Annotated in this window: 13 protein-coding genes; 11 read left to right on the top strand and 2 right to left on the bottom strand. The window is 60.3% G+C overall.

Going from position 1 to position 16,443, the window contains the following annotated elements:
- Window positions 1–34: 34 nt before the first annotated feature.
- Together BW940_RS18110 and BW940_RS18105 are read left to right on the top strand one after the other, a co-directional pair.
- Window positions 35–409, top strand: a complete 375-nt coding sequence (locus BW940_RS18110) for a nuclear transport factor 2 family protein (protein ID WP_076610610.1) — start codon at window positions 35–37, stop codon at window positions 407–409.
- The gene (locus tag BW940_RS18105) at window positions 406–1,386 is read left to right on the top strand and encodes an LLM class flavin-dependent oxidoreductase (RefSeq protein WP_076610609.1); all 981 of its coding nucleotides are present in this window, start codon (window positions 406–408) and stop codon (window positions 1,384–1,386) included. The genes BW940_RS18110 and BW940_RS18105 overlap by 4 nt, the downstream gene beginning before the upstream one ends.
- A gap of 22 nt (window positions 1,387–1,408) precedes the next feature.
- Here the strand turns inward: BW940_RS18105 and BW940_RS18100 are convergent, their stop codons facing one another.
- Window positions 1,409–2,155 (bottom strand): SDR family NAD(P)-dependent oxidoreductase, encoded by a 747-nt coding sequence (locus tag BW940_RS18100; RefSeq protein WP_076610608.1) that lies wholly within the window; start codon window positions 2,153–2,155, stop codon window positions 1,409–1,411.
- 176 nt (window positions 2,156–2,331) lie between these two features.
- On the opposite strand from BW940_RS18100, the gene BW940_RS18095 reads away from it, so the two are divergent.
- The 5 genes from BW940_RS18095 to BW940_RS18075 all read left to right on the top strand — a co-directional run bounded on the left by BW940_RS18095 (window position 2,332) and on the right by BW940_RS18075 (window position 8,729).
- The gene (locus tag BW940_RS18095) at window positions 2,332–3,957 is read left to right on the top strand and encodes an ATP-binding cassette domain-containing protein (RefSeq protein WP_076610607.1); all 1,626 of its coding nucleotides are present in this window, start codon (window positions 2,332–2,334) and stop codon (window positions 3,955–3,957) included.
- A gap of 119 nt (window positions 3,958–4,076) precedes the next feature.
- A complete protein-coding gene (locus tag BW940_RS18090) occupies window positions 4,077–5,312 on the top strand; it encodes an ABC transporter substrate-binding protein (protein WP_076610606.1) in 1,236 nt (411 codons plus the stop codon).
- A gap of 9 nt (window positions 5,313–5,321) precedes the next feature.
- Complete coding sequence (locus BW940_RS18085; RefSeq protein WP_076610605.1) at window positions 5,322–6,275, top strand: branched-chain amino acid ABC transporter permease; 954 nt, start codon at window positions 5,322–5,324, stop codon at window positions 6,273–6,275.
- Entirely contained in the window at window positions 6,268–7,392 is a 1,125-nt protein-coding gene (locus BW940_RS18080; RefSeq protein ID WP_076610604.1) for a branched-chain amino acid ABC transporter permease, read from the top strand. Before BW940_RS18085 ends, BW940_RS18080 begins: the two co-directional genes overlap by 8 nt.
- Window positions 7,389–8,729, top strand: coding sequence for an MmgE/PrpD family protein (locus BW940_RS18075; protein WP_076610603.1), 1,341 nt, complete (start codon window positions 7,389–7,391; stop codon window positions 8,727–8,729). Before BW940_RS18080 ends, BW940_RS18075 begins: the two co-directional genes overlap by 4 nt.
- Window positions 8,730–9,736: 1,007 nt before the next feature.
- Here BW940_RS18075 and BW940_RS18070 read toward each other — a convergent pair.
- Entirely contained in the window at window positions 9,737–10,399 is a 663-nt protein-coding gene (locus BW940_RS18070) for a helix-turn-helix domain-containing protein (protein ID WP_076610602.1), read from the bottom strand.
- A gap of 163 nt (window positions 10,400–10,562) precedes the next feature.
- Here BW940_RS18070 and BW940_RS18065 point away from each other — a divergent pair, with 163 nt between their 5' ends.
- The 4 genes from BW940_RS18065 (at window position 10,563) to BW940_RS18050 (ending at window position 16,153) form a co-directional block, all read left to right on the top strand.
- Window positions 10,563–12,626 carry a hydantoinase/oxoprolinase family protein gene (locus BW940_RS18065; RefSeq protein ID WP_076610601.1) on the top strand — a complete coding sequence of 688 codons (2,064 nt, stop codon included), beginning with the start codon at window positions 10,563–10,565 and terminating at the stop codon, window positions 12,624–12,626.
- Window positions 12,623–14,476 (top strand): hydantoinase B/oxoprolinase family protein, encoded by a 1,854-nt coding sequence (locus tag BW940_RS18060; RefSeq protein ID WP_076610600.1) that lies wholly within the window; start codon window positions 12,623–12,625, stop codon window positions 14,474–14,476. Before BW940_RS18065 ends, BW940_RS18060 begins: the two co-directional genes overlap by 4 nt.
- Before the next feature lie 36 nt (window positions 14,477–14,512).
- Complete coding sequence (locus BW940_RS18055; protein WP_076610599.1) at window positions 14,513–15,142, top strand: isochorismatase family protein; 630 nt, start codon at window positions 14,513–14,515, stop codon at window positions 15,140–15,142.
- Between the two features lie 63 nt (window positions 15,143–15,205).
- Window positions 15,206–16,153, top strand: a complete 948-nt coding sequence (locus BW940_RS18050; protein WP_076610598.1) for an isocitrate lyase/PEP mutase family protein — start codon at window positions 15,206–15,208, stop codon at window positions 16,151–16,153.
- Window positions 16,154–16,443: the final 290 nt, after the last annotated feature.

Below are 16,443 nucleotides of genomic sequence, written 5' to 3'. Positions count from 1 at the left end.
CGTTTTATCACTGGCTTGGTAACGGATAACGCGTATGAGTCAGACACCACGCGAACTCGTCGAGGAGTTCTTCGACCGAATGGCCGACGACGACACGCGCGATACGGTCGACGAACTGTTTGCGACCGATGCCGTGATCACGCTTCCCGGCGCTCGTTTCGACGGCGACGATGCCGCAACGGCGATGCTCGAGTGGCTCGAGCCACGGTATGAGTGGGCGGACAAGGAGTTCGGCGAGTGGATCGAGGCCGGCGCACACGTCGTGAGCCAGGGCACGTTGTATGGGGTTGATGCCGACGGCGACCAGTTCGAGGACGTTCGATACGTCGACGTCTATCGCATCGAAAACGGTCACATCGCGCGCCTCGACATCTACAACGATCTCGCCGCTGAGGAGGTCGTCAAATGACGGCGCGAACCAGCGTGCTCTTTTCGACGCGGGACGATCTCGAGCTCGTTCGACTGGCCGAACAACTGGGATTCGAGAGCGTCTGGGCAGCAGAAGGACAGGGCAAAACCGCGTTCGGCAAACTCGAGCGCTGGGCGAGCGCCACCGACGACATCGGACTCGCGACCGGGATCGTCAACGTGTTTTCGCGAACGCCAGCAGCGACGGCACAGGCGATCGCGACGCTCGACGCCCATTCGGACGGCCGGGCGATTCTCGGCCTTGGCGTTGCTCACCCTGGTGTCGTCGAGGGGTTTCATGGCGGCGAGTTCGACCGCCCGCTTCCCCGGACCGCGGAGTACATTCGACTCGTCAGACGCTATCTCGAGGGCGATCCGTCGTCGTTCGACGGCGAGTTTTTCACGCCCGAGCGGACGTCGTTCTGGGAGGCGTTCGAGCCTGTTCGATCGGAGATTCCGATCTACAACGCTGCACTCGGCCCGGCGAACGTCCGGTTGACCGGCCAACTGGCCGACGGTTGGCTCCCGAACCTCTACCCGCGTGCGGAGTTTCGCCGCGCCTGCGAGTGGCTCGAGACGGGACTCGAGCGGGGCGACCGCGAGCGCGACGATATCGACGTTGCGATGTACGTGCTCGTCTCCGTCGACGACGAGCCAGCGGTTGCGCGAGAGGCAGCGGCAAGACACGTTGCGACGTATTTCCGAGACATTCCGGGCTACTACGACCGTGTGGCTGCCGACGCTGGATTCGAATCGATGATCGATCAAATCAAGACTGCACCGACGATGGATGCAGCCGCCGACGCCGTCGCGGACGAGTTCTTGAACCACGTTGCAGTGGCTGGTGACGAAGCGGTTGTCAGATCACAACTCGAAGAACTCCGGACCGCGGGTGTCGACTTACCGATTGTCCGAGCCCCCATCGGTGCCGACCGCGACGCAGTCGAGGCCGTCCTCCGTTCGACACAGCCGCAGTAACGTCAGATGGTCGTCCGGTGTGCTATCCGCGCGCTGCCTGCCCACCATCGATCAGAATCGTCTCGCCGCTGATAAACGCCGCCCGATCGCTGGCGAGAAACGCGACCAGCTCGGCAACGTCTTCCGGTTCGCCCAGCCGATCGATTGCGGTCTTCGCCCGAAACGCATCTCCGTTTCCATCCTCGAGGTGAGGCTGGGTCATTTCGGTACGAATGAACCCCGGATTGACTGCGTTGACCCGAACACCCTCCGGCCCGAGTTCTGCAGCCAGCGACCGCTTCATTGCGTCGAGACCGCCTTTCGAAGCACTGTAGGCCACTCGATCCGAGTAGCCGATGTGACTGAGCAGCGATGACACGGTGACGATCGTCCCGCCTGTAGCACACAGTGGCGGCGTTGCCGCTTTGATCGCGTTGTACGCACCAGTCAGGTTCGTCTCGATGACGTCGTGCCACCGCTCTGGCGACAGTTCAGTGATCGGTTTTCGTGCGACGATCCCTGCGTTATTCACGAGGATGTCGGGGCCGCCGTGTTCGATCGCGCAGTCGACGAGTCGCTCGAGATCGGCTGGCTTTCTGACGTCGGTCTCAATCGCGTGAACCGTGCCTGGCGTGTCTGCTACGTCGTCAATCAGCGACGAACAGTCGGCGATGTCACCAGCGATGACTGTCCCACCGCGTTCTGCGAACAGTCGCCCACACGCACGACCGATACCGCCAGCTGCGCCGGTGACGATCGCCGTCTGTCCAGCAAACCACTGTTCTGTCATCGCTGTCCCCGCTGGTACGTTGCTCGATTCGGGTTTGATACTCGGAGCATCGCGTCTGACGTGGTTGCGACCCATATTATGCGTTCTGGGTACTGTACCGACCGTTCATGGACCTGATGAATGCTACCAATTCTCGTTTAGGAAACTCTTATGCTAACCCCGTATGATATACGGGTGTGAGCGACCATATACTCGAGACTGCGGACCTCACCAAAACGTTTGGCGAGTTGATCGCCAACGATGGGATCTCGCTCGGTATCGAGCGAGGGGAGGTCCACGGGATCATCGGACCGAATGGCAGCGGCAAGTCAACGTTTTTCAACACCGTCACCGGATTCTACGAGTCAGATGGTGGGCAGGTGTTTTTCGAGGGGACGGACATCACCGAGATGGGGCCTGACGAGATTGCTCGAAACGGGTTGGGGCGAACGTTCCAGATTGCCTCTCCGTTTACCGATCTCACCGTTCGCGAAAACCTATTGAGCGTCTATACTGACGGTCTCAGATCCGGGCTTCGGATCTCGTCAGAAAAGCGAGCCCGCGCACAGGAAATCTTAGAACAACTCGAGATCGAACACATCGCCGACCACGAGGCGAGCGATATCAGCGGTGGACAACAGCAACTGCTCGAACTCGGCCGGATCCTGATGCTCGATCCGAGCTGTATCATGCTTGACGAGCCGACGGCCGGCGTCAACCCGGCACTCCAAGAGCGCATTCTGGATCACCTCCGTGAGCTGAACGAGGAGGGGCGGACGTTCGTAATCATCGAGCACGACATGAGCGTCATTTCAGGGTTGACGGATCGGGTCAGCGTCCTCAATCAGGGCCAGATCGTGACGCAGGGTGATTTCGAGACCGTCACCAGCGACGACCGCGTCAGGGAGGCCTATCTCGGCGAGGAAACCGATCCCAACGCCGGCCTTGACGATGCCCTCGGGGAAACACCGTCGACAGCAGGGGCGACTGCCGACCGTCTCGACGACGGTCCCACAGCAACCACGTCCGGTAGCGTGACCGCGACAGGAGACGGTGGAACGACGGCCCAGACGTCCCAGATCCCGCAGGTGACACCGAAGACCAATGGCCCGACGAAACGGCTGGTCGCAGAAAACATCGTCACTGGGTACGGAAATCACACCGTTATCGATGGCGTTTCCGTCGAAAGCCACGACGGGATCACGTGTATTTTCGGTCCGAACGGCAGCGGCAAATCGACGCTGCTCAAGGCTCTGGTCGGTGCTGTTCCGATCTGGTCCGGCTCGATCAACTACGGTGAGACTGACGTGACCGAGACCAACGCCTATCAGAACTTAGCCCACGGGATGGTGATGCTTCCACAGGACGGTGGCATCTTCGGTAATTTGAGCGTTCGGGAGAACTTGCTGCTCGGCGGATACCGTATCGACGATCGGTCCGTTCGCACGGATCGTTTCGATACCGTCCTCGAGGCGTTCCCAGCCCTCGAAGACAAACTCGATGCCGATGGCAAATCCCTCTCGGGCGGTCAGCAGATGATGCTGAGCTTCGGCCGGGCAATGATGACGGGGTCCGATATTTTCTTGCTCGACGAGCCCAGTGCCGGACTCGCACCCTCGCTGGTCGACGACGTCTTTTCGATGACCGAGACGCTCGTCGAGCAGGGTGCCCAAGTAATTCTCGTCGAACAGAACGTCAGAGATGCGCTTCGGATCGCAAACCACGTCTATATCGTCGCACAGGGACAACTCCAGTTCGAAGGCCCGGCACACGACCTGCTCGACGAGGACGAACTCGTCGAACTCTATCTCGGACTCGAGTAAGTCGTTTAGCGTTCTATAATCACTCAAAGCGGACTGTTTTGATCGTGCTCTCCTCTTCTCGAAGACGTGTAATTGAACGGTAACAAAATTATATATAGGTTGCTTGCACACTCCAGTGTATGGGTACACGTAGCAACCGGAACCCCAGACGCAAGTTTCTCAAATACATCGGTGCAGCTGGTACCGTTGGCCTTGCAGGCTGTATCGGTGCCGACCCTGGCGAGGATGACGACGTCGACAGCGATACGGTCGTCATCGGTTCGAACCATCCGCTCAGCGGCAATCTCGGTGGGACGGGGACGCGAATGGACAACGCTGTCCAGCTGGCCGCGATGCTCAAAAACGAAGCCGGCGGGATCGAGTCGCTCGACGGTGCCGAACTCGAGGTCATCAGCGGCGACAATGAGGGTGCACAGGAACTCGGCGGGGAGATCTCCGACGAACTTATTGATGACGGCGCGGACGTGCTGACGGGCTGTTTCTCCTCGCCGGTCACCAATGCGGCTACTCGAGCAGCCGAACGGGCGGGGGTTCCGTTTGTGATCTCCGTGTCTGTCGCCGACGCCATCCTTCAGGGGGCGGAGATGGAGTACATCTACCGGCCACAGCCACCAGCGACACAAATGGCGGTCGACCACGCAGAACTGATGCCACAGGCGATCCGTGATGCCGGGCAGGATATCGATACTGCTGGGATCTACTATATCGATATCGACTTCGGTCAATCTGTCCGCGATGGCCTCGAGGAGGAGTTGCCAAAGCACGATATCGAGGTCGTCGAAACGGTCGGGATTGGCTTCGGTGAGACGGCAGACACGCAAGTCACACAGCTTCAGGCAGCCGATCCAGATGCCGTGATTGCGATCTCCTATGAGGGCGAGACGGTCGAACTCGTTCGAGCTATGGACGACCAGGACTACCAGCCACCGTTCCTGACCGGGTGTGCGAACGAAGCGCTCAATGACCGACGTGCGCTCGAGCAGATGGGTGACACCACAGAGGGTGCGCTGGCAACGAATTTCGCACTCGATCCGACCAACGACCGAGCTGGCGAGGTTCGCGAACGGTTCGAAGACGAGTTCGACCAGTCGTTCGATGCCAACGTCGCGATGACGTATGCGGCGACGGAGGTCATCATCGCTGCTATCGAAGAAGCTGGTTCCAGCGAGCCGGACGCGATCAACGATGCCCTCGCCGAGATTGAAGTGACTGACCACATTGCTGCTATGCCACCGATCACGTTCGACGAAAACGGTGAAAACGAGAACGCGCTGGCCCCACTGTTTCAGGTACAGGATCTTCAAGACCGTGTCGTTGCTCCGGCAGAGTTCGCCGAAAGCGAGATTGATCTCTAACGCTACTCAATGTTTGCCACGTTTGCTATTGGACAGACGGTCCCCGTCGAACTATTCGGTTTCTCTTCGGAGACAGCGGCCGTGCCGCTGTTCATCGATCTTTCGATCGGGTTACAACTCCTGGCGTTTGCGATCCTGCTAGGCGGGATTTACGGACTTGTCGCGCTTGGATTGACGATGATCTTTGGGGTGATGGACGTCATCAACTTCGCACACGGTGCGTTGATGGTCGTCGGGATGTATGCCGTGTGGTGGATGACGAACGGGCTCGGTCTCAACCCGTTTTTGACGATCCCGATCGCCGTTGCCTTACTGTTCGTCTTCGGCGTGCTAATCCATCTCACAACGATTGCCCCTATCATCGACGCGTCACAGGAGAACCAGCTGATCGTCACGTTTGGGGTCCTGTTAATCATCGTTAGCACGATCGAGATCGCGTTTTCGGCCGATCCGCAGAGTCTCGACATCGATCTGGGCTCTGTCGGTATTGCTGGCATCTATCTGCCCGAGGGACAGCTGTATGCGCTCGTATTCGCGATCCTCGCCGTGATCGTATCCTGGGCGTTCTTACAGTACACACAACTCGGACGCGCGATTCGTGGGACCGCGGATAACAGGGATGCAGCCCAGTACGTTGGTATCAACGTTCCGCGAATTGATTACCTGACCTTTGGTCTCGGTGCGGCGCTCGCCGGTCTCGCCGGTGCAGTCATCCCGCTGTTCCAGCAGATCAATCCACACCTCGGTGATGCCTACCTGATCAACGCGTTCGTGATCGTCGTTCTGGGCGGGCTGGGCTCGTTCCCCGGTGCGTTGCTCGGCGGCATGATCATCGGATTCGTCCACGTGTTCGGGCAGTTTTATCTGCCTGGGTCGGGGTACCAGATCGCAATCTTCTGTATCTTCATTCTCGTGTTGCTGTTGAAGCCATCGGGGCTACTTGGAGGTGATAGTAATGAGTGAGATATCGACACAAAACGATTCAGCACGACTCAACCGTGCTCGGCTGCGGTACCGACAGTTCCGCGGGCAGTGGTATTCGACACCGTTGTTACTCACGGCCATCTTCGGGACGTTGCTCGTCTTACCGCTGACGCTGAACCTGTATGCATTCGGGTTCAGTCTCGGCACCTGGGTGAGCGTCCACATGCTCATCATCACGCTCGTCTGGGCAACTACCGGACAGGCATGGAACATGATGTCCGGTTACACTGGTCAGTTCTCGTTCGGACACGCCGCGTTCTTCGGGCTTGGCGCGTACGGGACGATCCTGCTGTTGAGCACGTCCGGCGTTAACCCATGGCTCGGCATGTTCATCGGCGCAACCATTGCCGGACTCTATGGACTGGTGATCGGCGTGCTTTGTTTCCGCTACGATCTCCGTGGCCACTATTTCGCACTGGCGACGCTTGCCTTCGCTGAACTACTCAGATACACGTTCAACACGTTCCCACAACTCGGTGGGGCGAGTGGCTTCTTCAAACCACTCCCCAGACAGTACGCCGATGAGTTCGGATTGGCTGCGTTCCAGTTCGACAGTGTACTCCCCTACTACTACGTCATTCTGGTGTTCCTGATCATCGTTACCGGCGTCTCGCTCGTAATCAAACAGTCCCGACTTGGACTGTACATGTTCGCGATTCGTGAAAACGAAGACGCTGCAAGCGCTGTTGGTATCCCGACCTACCGGTACAAGCTCGTTGGGATCACGGTGAGTGCGTTCTTTACCGCGTGGGCCGGCGCGTTCTGGGCCATGTACTTCGACACCATTCGCCCGGAAACGGTCTACGATATCCTCATCAACGTCGAGATCTTGCTGCCAGCTATCGTTGGTGGGATCGGGACCGTTATCGGACCGATCGTCGGCGCGTTCATCGTTATCCCCCTGAGCGAAATCGTCCGACAGTTCATCAATCTCCCCGGACTCGATCGTATCGTCTACGGTCTGCTCCTCATCGGGATCGTCCTCTACAGTCCACAGGGAATCGTCTCGTGGCCTGGACGGTTCTTCGAGATCCTCGAGCAGCGCGGACTCTACGAGAACACGATCGACAACGATGACTCGAGGCCGGACGAATGACCGAACACCAGCCGCTCGCTCGGTTCGTTGCCGACCTGTCATACGAGGCGCTCCCGTCGGACGTTCGTGATCGCGTCGGTCTCGTGGTCGCCGATACGGTCGGCGCGATCATCGGCGGGTCAACGACGGAACCGGTCCGAACGCTCCGAACGCAGTACACAGCTCACGAGACGGGCGAGGCGTCCGTCCTCGGAACACCCTCGTCTGTCTCGGTCGCTCACGCTGCGACCCTCAACGGGATCGCCGGGACCGTCCTGGAACTCGACGAAGGTCACAAACGGGCGGCCGGCCATCCGGCGATTCACGTCCTGCCAGCAGTTCTCGCCGTTGCCGAAGCGGACAACGGCACCACCAGGGACATGCTGACGGCGTTCGTCGCCGGCTACGAAACCGCCGCTCGGGTTGCCCGCGCGTGTCAACCGCTCGCTGACGGCTACCATCCACACGGTGTGTGGGGTGTCGTCGGTGCCGCCGCAGGCGTTGCAAACTATCGCGGGCTCACAGCCGAGTCAGTCGCGGAGGCGCTTCGGATGGCTGCGAATCACGCACAGCACACTCGCTTCGAGGCCGCACTCGAAGGCGCAACAGTCAGAGACACGTATGCAGGGATGGTTGCACCCGCTGCCATCCGCGCCGTCGACCAGGCCCAGGCCGGGTTCTCAGGGGTCGATGACGGCATCAGGCTCCACCTCGAGTCGGTCGCCAGCGGCGCTGTCGAACCGATTCCGACGGCGACACTCGGCGATGAATGGGAGATACTCGAGGGCTACTTTAAGGTCCATGCTGCCTGTCGGTACACGCATCCGTCGCTCGATGCCATCGACGACCTCTCGGGCGAGACCGAACTCGATCCCGAGACCATCACGTCGGTGTCGGTCGAAACGTATCCGGCAGCGGCCGGGCTTGCGGAGCCAACGCCCGAAACGAGGCTCGCAGCGAAGTTTTCGATCCCATTTGCGATCGCATCACGGCTCGTCCACGGCCACGCGGGAAAAGCGGCGTTCGAACCGGACGCGTTCCGGGCGGACGTCTACGAGCTCTCGAGCCGTGTGACAGTCGAGTCCACACCGGCATTCGCCGCTGCCACCCCGGACAGTCGGGGGGCCCGCGTCACACTGAACCACGGTGGAGAAACACTGTCGGCGACGGTCGAACACGCCCGCGGCGGGGCGACTCGTCCGTTCGACGAACCACGACTTCGCGAGAAGTTCGACTCACTCGTCAGTCCGGTTCTCGGTGCAGCCGCTGTCGACACTGCGTGGGAAACGGCTCGCTCGAGGACGGCGACCGATGTCTCAGCTCTGTGTGAACAACTCACACCATCGGCGGCCGAATAGCGGAAGTGGATGCAGAGCAGCCACTCCGTCAATTGCCTCGAGAGACGACTTCTTTTGTTAACGAGCGACTCCGTCGGTTTCGCGGACAGCGAGCGATCTCGATCCCTCGAGTAGTCGGCCCGAAGCGATCGTGTGGTGCCCCCTTTCTCTCCGGCTTCGCCGTTTGCGTGGTCCGTGGGATCGAAGCGCCCGTGCTATCCTCACGGCGTGAGCGAAGTGTGTGAGTAGGGCGAAAAGAGCGCGTTCGTCTGGCTGTCCACTTGTCGATGGGTTCGTTCTCTCCCGTGTTTTGATAGTGGCTATTCGGTCTTGACTGGTCTTTTACCAGATCCTATACTATCCTGTATATATTATGTATTTATAGATGCTGGTTGCTGGATCTCTTCCTCATATAGCAACCTCAAATCTTGGTATAGGCTCTCTAAACTATTTTAGTCCGTTTATTTCTGTGTTATACTCTCCCGTTTCCGTCCTTGTATCCGAACAGAACCGCTGCATCTAATCTGATCCAAATTGGCGATACTGGGTTGTAAACCTGTTTTACTGGTCACTTACTCTCTACGCTGCTTTTCGATCCTTCCCTCCCGCTATATCATCAATAGAACTATAGTATACTAAAACTATAGAGAAAATTATAAAGCAGTATTCGTTCACGGCTGACGCCGTTCGCTCCTCGAGGACGGGGCTTGGGGCCTCATACGATCTGCTGTACCGATGTATCGCCGATTACCGACCCGCCGCTGATGTTCAGCGGTACGTGACTATAGCAGACCGTCTCAACTCGAGACTGTTTCGGGTGGGATTTTGTGAAGTGGTCCGGTCACGACGACGCTCGCTCACGTCGTCTAATTGTGGAAGTCGTACGTCGAGAACGACTGGGCAGTGACTGGGTCCGTTCTTGTTTGCTTTGCAGACGCAATTTCGAACCAGAATTCTATGTGTTCCAGTCTGGATAGCACTGTGGTTAGCAGCGCTTCGGACAAATCCTGGTGGAACTACCACTCCGATTACTCCTGCTCGATGTCGATTCGTTCGAACTGGCCTCTGCCGGTTTGCTTGTGGCTCTCTGCCAGTGCAGACGACAGGAGCGTTCGTTCCGCTTTGCGGAGGTGTTCGTGAAGCGTTGCTCGACTGATCTCCAGTTCTTCGGCGAGTTTCTCGTTCGTGATCTCGCGAGGCCAGTCGTAGTACCCACGCGAAAGTGCCTCGGTGACGACGTCGCGTTGTCGTTCGGTGAGCGAAGACTCGGTGGAGGCCCTGAACTCCTCGAGTTTCCCGAGCGTAACCGTTCCGAACCCGCCTAAGTCGTCGATGATGTTCTTTAAGTCTTCGCGCCGGAATACGAGGATGTTGTACTCGCGCTGGCGACCCGATACTGTGTTCGATCGACGCAGCGTCCCGTGGTTCTGGTAGATCGCCGAGTGTGCACCACACGAGGGTTTGGTAACCAAGAGGTTCTCATCATCGAGGCGGTTGACATGCTTGACGTGGTCTGCGGCCTCGAGTTCTGCCTGAAAGGTGTCGGCATGGGGGCCGGCACGGAGAACGAAGGTCACGAACCCGTTCTGAATCTCTTCGATCTCGATCGGAATTGGTGTGTCGACGTCGGCCGTGAGCCGTCGGAGAATACACTCGCGGTGCTGAGTGAAATGGACTGTCGCGATAAACATCTCTCTTTTGTATGTGGGCGTGTCCCATGGCTAAAAAGATACGCGACGTGGTCCGACCTCCTGTGAGGGACTACCCACACCACCCGTAATATATGAATAGCCAACAGCTGTTGGGATAACGCTTACTCCCCGACACGGTGACACTCATAGTACACGGTACCATATGACATATAATCTCGGCGTCGACGTCGGTGGGACGTTCACAGACGTCATCGTTTTCGACGAAACGACGCATGAACTCACGATAGACAAGGTCCTCTCGACACCGGCCAATCCCTCCGAAGGGGTGATCCACGGCGTGAAAGAGGCAACGGAGAAGGCAGGAACATCGGTGTCGGAACTCGAACTCCTGTTTCACGGCACGACAGTCGTCACGAACATGCTCTTAGAGGAGACGGGCTCACGAGTCGGGCTCATCACGACGGCGGGTCATGAGGACGTCCTTCATTTGGCACGGGCGTGGACCCCCGGCCCGCTCTATGGGTGGATGGACATGGAGAAACCGGATCCGCTCGCGGATCTGGTCGACACCCGCGGCGTCGATGGAACGATCACGTCCCCCGCGGGCGAGGAGACCGAACCACTCGACGAGGACGCGGTACGGGAGGCCGTCAGGGAACTCGAAGCTGCCGGCGTCGAAGCGCTGACTGTCGCGCTGTTGAACTCCTATCTGAACCCGGCCCACGAAGAGCGCGTCCGCGAGATCGTTGCCGAGGAAGCGCCGGAGCTACCGGTCTCGATCTCCGCTGAAATCGTCCCTGAGTACGGTGAGTACGAACGGACGCTGACGACTGCGATCAACGACTATGCGCGGCCGACGGTCATCTCCTATCTCGAGGACCTCGACGAATCGCTCGGAGAGGCTGGATCGACGGCGACGATGAACGTCGTCCGCTCGGACGGCGGACTGATGAGTTCGCAAGCGGCCAAGGAACGACCGGTCGAACTCGCCCTGTCGGGACCGAGCGGCGGCGTCGTCGGCGCGGCGACCATCGCCTCGAAGAAGGGCGTCCCGGACGTGCTGACGCTCGATATGGGTGGCACCTCGACCGACGTCTCGCTCGTCGAGGGTGGCTCGGCCGAGACGACACGGCAGACGAAAGTCGGCTATCGGGAGTTCAAATCCCGATCGGTCGACGTGAACACGGTGGGGGCTGGTGGCGGCTCGATCGCTCGCGTGCAACTGAACGGGTCGCTGCAGGTCGGCCCCGAGAGCGCCGGTGCCGACCCCGGACCAGCGTGTTACGGGCAAGGCGGCGAGGAGCCGACCGTCACGGACGCGAACGTCGTCCTCGGCCGGATTCCGCCGTCGGTCCAGCTCGGCGGGCGCATGGAACTCGACCGCGAGGCCGCCCGGGACGCCGTGGCGACGATCGCTGACGAACGGGATACAACCGTTGAGGAGGCTGCACAGGCGATCCTGGATATCGTCAACGAGAACATGCACGGCGCGCTCCGCGTCGTAAGCGTCGAACGGGGCTACGACCCACGGGAGTTCGGGCTCGTCGCCTTCGGCGGGGCCGGGCCGATGCACGCCAACGCGCTCGTCGACGTGATGGACGCCTATCCACTGGTCATCCCACCAGGGCCGGGCGTCATGTCCGCCTTCGGCTTTCTCACGTCCGACATCCAAAACGAGTTCTCCGAGACGTACCTCGAGACGGACGACGACGTCGACGGCGAGGACGTCTACGAAGAGCTGCAGGCCCTCGAGGCGGAAGCAAGCGACTGGCTCGCCTCCGAGGGCGTCGACGAGGCCGACCAGACGTTCGAGTACGTCGCCGACTGTCGGTACTTCCGCCAGGACATCCAGATGTCGATCCCGGTCGACATCGAGAACCTCCGTCACGAGGCCGGTCTCGCGGAGATCAACGACGACTTCGAGGCCCGCCACGATCGCCAGTTCGGCTTTTCGCTCGACGCACCGCTCGAGATCGCGACGCTGCGCGTCATCGGCAAAGGGACGCTGCAGGGTGTCACCATCGACGAACAGGAACTGCACGACGCCGATCCGAGCGACGCCGAAATCGACTGGAGTGACGTGTATTTCGACGGGTCGTACTACGAGACGCCGATCTACGACCGAACCGAACTCCGGCCGGGCAACGAACTCGAGGGGCCGGCGATCGTCACCGACGACGACTCGACGGTCGTTATCCAACCGGACCACACCGCGACTATCGACCGCTACGGAAACATCGAAATCATCCGAGGTGAGGGACAATGAGCGACACGACACCGGCGTTCGTCGGCGACCACGACATCGACCAGACCACACTCGACATCATCGAGAGCACGCTCTCGAACACCCGCTACGAGATGGACCGGGTCGTCGAGACGACGGCGATCAGCCCCGTCATCCGCGAACAGTCCGACCAGTTCCCGCTGATCGCCGACGCCGCGGGACGGATGGTCATGGGCCAGTTCGGTTCGGCGATCGATACCATCCTCGAGAACTCGCCGTTCGACCGAGAGGACCTCGAGGACGGCGACGTGATCGCGACCAACGACCCCTACATGTGTGCCGGTGCGGTCTCGCACACGCCGGACATGCTCCTGTTGCGACCGATCTTCTACGACGGCGACCTCGTGGGCTTTTCGAGCCAGTGGGGGAACCTGATGGACGTCGGCGGGAAGACGCCCGGCAGCATGCCCGTGCAGGCGCGAACGATCTTCGAGGAAGGGATGCGACTGCCGCCGGTCAAACTCTATAAAAGCGGTGAGATCGACAGCGAACTGCTCGAGACGTTCGCTCACAACACCCGGCTGCCTGACCACGCCGAAGCCGACATCAAGGCGCTGGCGGCGGGGACGAAAGCCGCCGAAACGCGCATCCACGAACTCTGTGACCGCTTCGGCAAGGAGATCTACGTCGAGGCGTGTGACGCCATCCTCGATCGCACCCGCGATGGGATGATCGACCTCATCCGCGAGTTCATCCCCGAGGGCGAACGCTACACGTTCGAAGATTACGTCGACGACGACGGGATGGGTAACGGCCCGATCAAACTCCACCTCGAGATCTACCGGGAGGGCGACACGGTCTACCTCGACTGGACCGGCACGGACGAACAGGTGCCGGGGACGGTGAACTTCCTGCTGAACGAGAAGATGTTCAAAATGTTCACCGGGGTCTTCCTCATCATGGCCTTCGACCCGCTGCTGACGTTCAACGACGGCTACTACGACCTCTTCGAGGTGACCCTTCCCGAGGGCACCGTCGTCCAACCGGAGTTCCCGGCGGCACTCGGCAACCGACTGCCGATGATGGCCCGTCAGTTCGACGTCCTACAGGCGACGTTCTCGAAGCTCATCGACGGCTTCTCTGTCGCCGGCAGTTACGGCACGTCGCCGAACCTCGTCTACGCGGGGACGGACTCGGAGGGCAACGACTTCCAGATGCTCGAGATCCTCTACGGCGGGATTCCGGCCCGGCCGGGCGGCGACGGCCTCGACGGCCACTCGTGGTGGCCACTGTTCCGAACCGTGCCCGCAGAGTATCAGGAGGCCTACTACCCGCTTTCCATCGACGAGTACAGCACCCGCACTGACACCGGCGGGGCCGGCGAGTTCCGCGGCGGCCACGGCATCACGAAAGTCTACACCTTCGAGGAGCCGGGGGCGATCACCTTCCAGGACGACCGTGCCCACACCTACCCGTGGGGCGTCGACGGCGGCTCCCACGCCCAGACCAGCGAGAAGAAACTACTCCGAACTGATGGTACCGAAGAAGACCTGCCGTCGAAAGTCGAAAACGTCGCCGTCGACGCTGGCGACAAACTCGTCTTCTCGACGGCCGGTGGCGGCGGCCTCGGTGATCCACTCGAGCGAGAGCCCGCGGTCGTCGCTCGAGAGGTCGACCGCGGACTGCTCTCCGAGACGGCTGCTCGCGAGGAGTACGGTGTCGTTCTCGAGGATGGGGCCGTCGACGAGGCGGCGACCGAAGATCGACGCGACGAGCTTCGATCGACTCGCGACGAACCCGCCGCGTTCGATTACGGCCCGCTTCCCGACGACGACACGCTCGCGAAACGTATCGCCGACGAACGCCGGGAGTTCGACGACCGACACGACTGATCGACACGCGAACTCACCATTCACACACGATCCACAATGGACCCACCACACGACGCCCACTACGACGAGGCCGACTTCGGCGCGAGCGTCGGCCTCGGCGAGCAGCCCGCGCTGCTCGTCATCGATCTGATAAACGCCTTCACGGACCCCGATACCAGCCTCGGCTCTAACGTCGATGACGTGCTCGAGGCGACCGAGCGGCTGCTCGCGGCCTTCCGCGAACACGACCTGCCGCGATACTTCACGACTGTCGCGTTCGAGGAATCCTACGGCGACGCCGGCCGGTTCATCGAGAAGGTGCCCGCGCTGCGGGAGTTGCGACTCGGGACCGAGGCCGTCGAGGTCGACGACCGGATCGAACCCGTCGGCGACGAACGGGTCATTCTGAAGAAGTACGCGAGTGCCTTTTTCGGGACCGACCTCGAGACGGAGCTGACGACCGATCGCGTGGACACGCTCGTCCTCGCCGGCGTCACCACGAGCGGCTGTATCCGCGCGACGGCTGTCGACAGCCTCCAGCACGGCTACCGCACCATCGTCCCCGAAGACGCCGTCGGCGACCGCGCCGAAGGGCCACACCGTGCGAACCTCTTCGACATCGACGCGAAATACGGCGACGTCGTCACGACCGATGCCGTCATCGACCATCTCTCTGCTAATGAGTAACGAAACTACCCACGGCCGAACTGAATCGATACCCGCTTGCCCGCGACTGGCCTGTGGTCGACTATGACCAACTACGGAACGGCGCTTCGCGAGCGCCTCGAGCAAGACGAACTGCTGGCCTGTCCCGGCGTCCACGACCCACTGACGGCCGCCGTCGCCGACAGCGTCGGCTTCGACGCCATCTACATGACTGGCTACGGAACCTCGCTGTCGAAGACCGGCTATCCCGATGCCGGCTTCATCACGATGCCGGAGATGATCGAAAACGCTGGCAACATCCAAGAGCGGATCGACGTGCCGCTGATCGCGGATTCGGACAACGGCTACGGCAACGCGACGAACGTCGTCCGGACCGTTCGGGAGTACATCAAAGCCGGTGTCGCAGCCATCCACATCGAAGACCAGACGTTCCCGAAACGCTGTGGCCACACGAAAGGCCGACAGGTCATCCCGAAAGCGGAAGCCGTTGGCAAGATTGAAGCCGCCGCCGACGTGCGCGACGAACGCAATCCCGACTTCACCCTTATCGCTCGCACTGACGCTCGTGGGACCGGTGAGGGCTCGCTCGACGAGGCGATCAGCCGCGTCAACGCCTTTCTCGAGGCCGGCGCTGACATCGCGTTCGTCGAAGGTCCAACCGACGAAGCGGAACTCGAGCGTCTCGGTCGAGAAGTCGACGGCCCGCTCGTCTACAACTTCGTCGGCGATCTCGGCTCTTCTCCGTACGTCGAACTCTCGTCGCTCGAAGAGTGGGGATTCGACCTCGTGTTGTTCCCCATTGCCGCGACGCTGTCGACTATCGCGAACGTGTACGCTGACTTCGAGACCTTCGCCGACGATCCCGTCGAAGCGATGCGAGACATCGACGACGCCTTTAACGATCAGCCCGTCGGTAGCCTCCACGAGTTCTCGGGCTTCCCCGAGGTTGTCGAGTGGGAGCGACAGTATCTCCCCGAGGACGAACAAGAAAAATACGAAGGATCACTTGGGGATGATCCCGAGTCCGGATAGCGAAACGTCGCTCAAATTATGGGTTGAACCCATTCTCCCGGCTACTATAACTCGGTGTTCTTCACTCTCGAAATAGGTGTGGTACTGACTATCTTTGAAGCTACGGTTCGTAGGCCTTTTATATACACCGGCGATTATCAGTGTAATACGCAGAAGATGAGGACTCCACACCTGCGGTCCGCCGTATAGATGGGGTCTGATGTTAGCCTTGGTAGTTCGGTGACGCCTGATCGGTCGTCGATCTGTGGTCACCGAACGTGGACCCATTTATGTGTGAGTGTGTATTCGAA

Origin of the sequence: Natronorubrum thiooxidans, assembly GCF_900156475.1 — an archaeon.
Classification (GTDB): domain Archaea; phylum Halobacteriota; class Halobacteria; order Halobacteriales; family Natrialbaceae; genus Natronorubrum; species Natronorubrum thiooxidans.
Note: the sequence above shows the minus strand (reverse complement) of the source record. Positions and strands in the feature narration are given on the sequence as shown.